Annotated in this window: 2 protein-coding genes; both read left to right on the top strand. The window is 48.4% G+C overall.

Annotated features, from left to right (window positions below; all coding sequences use genetic code 11):
• Nucleotides 1–1573: AAA family ATPase (locus AC1DUA_RS36155; protein WP_477504322.1), on the top strand; the 1573-nt coding region annotated here is incomplete at its 5' end.
• 28 nt (nt 1574–1601) lie between these two features.
• Nucleotides 1602–1791: signal recognition particle receptor subunit alpha (locus AC1DUA_RS36150; RefSeq protein WP_477504321.1), on the top strand; the 190-nt coding region annotated here is incomplete at its 3' end.

The following is a 1791-nucleotide window of genomic DNA, read 5'->3' as shown; positions in this document are numbered from 1 at the left end:
GCAGAAGAAGTCAACAAATCTGCTGGGCCGTCAGCGCCAAATTGAAGAGCTGGATAATGAAATCAAACATTCTGAGCAGCAGCTCGGTGGTTTGCGTAGTCAGACCAGCGTCATGAAGCGTGAAATTACGGATGAGATGATGGCCGTTGAGCAGCTTCGCCAGCAAGGTGAACACAAGCGTATTGAAGAGCAGCAAATCCGTGCGGAATTAAATCCGCTAGAAGCGGAGAGCCGTACAGTGGAGGAGCAGCTTACCCTGGATAGTCAAGACAGGGGGGCTTTGCTTGATGAGCGAGYTGACCTTGGACGCAGGAAGACGGAGTCCGAAGCAGCGCTTGCAGAGCTGCAGCAAGAAGAAGCTTCCTTGCAGCAAGCAATTCGTGATGCTGAAAATTCGCGGAAAGCCAGCGAATCCGAGAAAGAGGAGCTGCAAGGCCAGCTGACGGATCTCAAAGTGAAAGTCGCTTCAATTTCACAAGAGAAGCAATCTCTTCAGGATCAGCAGCGGCGGTTGCAGCAGGATCTTAGTGAGTCCGATCGAGAGATGGAGATGAACCGCGGGCTTCTGCAGCAGCTGGAACAGGATATGAGCGCACTTGAACAGGAAACTGTTCTTCAAGTAGAATTGCTTAATGATCTCAAACTGAAGAAGCAGCAGTGCACAGAGAGCATTGATTTCAAACGTGCGGAGCGAACCGAATGGTTACATAAGCTTGAGCAGGAAGAGAACGAAACGCGAGCACAGCGCGTACAGTTAAAGCAAGTTGAAGAAAGCTTGCATCAAACTGAAGTGCGTGTAACTCGCCTAGATGTTGAGCTCGAAAACTTGCTAAAAAAGCTTGGCGAAGAATACGAGCTTAGCTACGAGCTAGCCAAAGAACGTTATCCGGTTCCTGAGGATATCCAGGGTACGCAGAGCAAGGTGCGTGAGATCAAACGCGAAATTGCATCGTTAGGCGAAGTCAATCTCGGTGCGATCGAGGAATATGCGAGGATCTCAGAGCGTTTTGAGTTTTTGAGCTCGCAGAAAAATGATTTGATTGAAGCCAAAACTACGCTTTATCAGGTTATTCGCGAGATGGATCAAGAGATGTCCAAGCGTTTCAAAACAACCTTTGATGCGATTCGTTCACATTTTGGCGCTGTATTCTCCAAATTGTTCGGCGGGGGACGGGCGGATTTGATCTTGTCCGAGCCGGAAAATATGCTGGATACGGGGATTGAGATCGTCGCTCAGCCTCCAGGCAAAAAGCTGCAAAATCTTCAGCTCCTATCGGGGGGAGAACGAGCGCTTACGGCAATTGCTCTGTTATTCTCGATTATTCGGGTTAAGCCGGTTCCATTCTGCGTACTGGATGAAGTAGAAGCTGCCTTGGACGAAGCGAACGTATCCCGTTTTGCGGAATATTTGCGCGAGTTCTCGGAAATGACACAATTTATCGTCGTTACCCACCGCAAAGGGACGATGGAAGAGGCCGATGTGCTTTACGGTGTAACCATGCAAGAGGGCGGCGTGTCCAAGCTCGTTTCTGTTCGATTGGAAGATGAGGAAGCGGAAATGTCCGCATCTTAATAAGTTTAAGTGATCCTTGGGAGGAACTATGAGTTTTTTTAAACGTTTAAAAGAGAGCATTTCTAGCAAGGCCGAAGCGGTAACAAATAAGTTCAAAGAGGGACTATCCAAAACGAGAGATGTGTTCGTTGAGCGTGTCGACGACTTATTTAGCCGCCGCAAGAAGATTGATGAAGATTTCTATGAAGAGCTCGAAGAAATTCTGATTGGCGCAGACG

It is taken from the genome of Paenibacillus sp. 01T422, assembly GCF_056398785.1.
Note: the sequence above shows the minus strand (reverse complement) of the source record. Positions and strands in the feature narration are given on the sequence as shown.